Source organism: Nocardia niwae NBRC 108934 = DSM 45340 (assembly GCF_001613465.1).
GTDB classification, from domain to species: Bacteria; Actinomycetota; Actinomycetes; order Mycobacteriales; family Mycobacteriaceae; genus Nocardia; species Nocardia niwae.
Map to the genome: position 1 here is coordinate 1 of NZ_BDCK01000094.1, position 1049 is coordinate 1049.

The following is a 1049-nucleotide window of genomic DNA, read 5'->3' on the forward strand; positions in this document are numbered from 1 at the left end:
CTAGGCAGTGTCTCGAAGTAGCGCCGCAGGTGTGAGACTTTTTGGCAGGCTGGGGGTTTGAGATATGGCGAGATCTCCGGTAGTTGGTTGATCGACCAAGATTCAACTGAACACCGGAGACCTCGTGACCACCCTAGCGGTGACCGCGCGAGCGGACCTGTCCGATGCCCAATGGGCACGGCTGGAACCGCTGCTACCCACCCCGAAACGACCCGGCCGTCCCTCGAGATGGACCCGACGCCGCCTGCTCGACGGTATCCGCTGGCGGATCCGGGTCGGCTGCCCGTGGCGGGACATCCCACCGCAGTACGGGTCCTGGCAGGCGATCTACGCACTGTTCCGCCGCTGGAGTCGAGCCGGGGTGTGGGCAGCGGTGCTGCGGCAACTTCAGGCGATCGCCGACGCCGCCGAACAGATCGGATGGCTGGTCAGCGTGGACTCCACGATCATGCGCGCCCACTCCCACGCCGCCGGAGCCCGCCGCGACGGCGACCGCCAGGCCGAGCCACCCGGCGGCCACCGCAACGAACCGGCCGATCACGCACTCGGGCGGTCCCGGGGCGGGTGGGGAACCAAACTTCATCTGGCCTGCGAACACCGCCTGCGTCCGTTGTCGCTGCTGCTCACCGCCGGTCAAGCCGGTGACAGCCCCCAGTTCGCCGGAGTCCTCGAGGGCATCCGGGTCCCGCGCCTGGGTCGTGGCCGGGCACGCGTGCGTCCGGACCGAGTACTGGCGGACAAGGCGTATTCCTCGGCCGCCAACCGCGCTTACCTTCGCGAGCGTGGTATCCCCGCCACGATCCCGGTCCCGGCAGATCAAGCAGGACACCGCCGCAATCGTGGCCGCGCGGGCGGGCGACCACCGGCGTTCGACCGCCAGATCTACCGGCACCGCAACACCATCGAGCGCGGCATCAACCGACTCAAACAACACCGCGCGGTCGCCACCCGCTACGAGAAACTCGCCACCCGCTACCTCGCCGTCATCCAGATCGCCGCCATCGACCAATGGCTGTGACCTCGACACCTACTTCGAGACACTGCCTAGG

General features: G+C 68.2%; 1 protein-coding gene. It reads left to right on the forward strand.

Annotated features, from left to right (window positions below):
* Positions 1 to 124 precede the first annotated feature (124 nt).
* Complete coding sequence (locus tag NNI01S_RS32970; RefSeq protein ID WP_063025459.1) at positions 125 to 1018, forward strand: IS5 family transposase; 894 nt, start codon at positions 125 to 127, stop codon at positions 1016 to 1018.
* Positions 1019 to 1049: the final 31 nt, after the last annotated feature.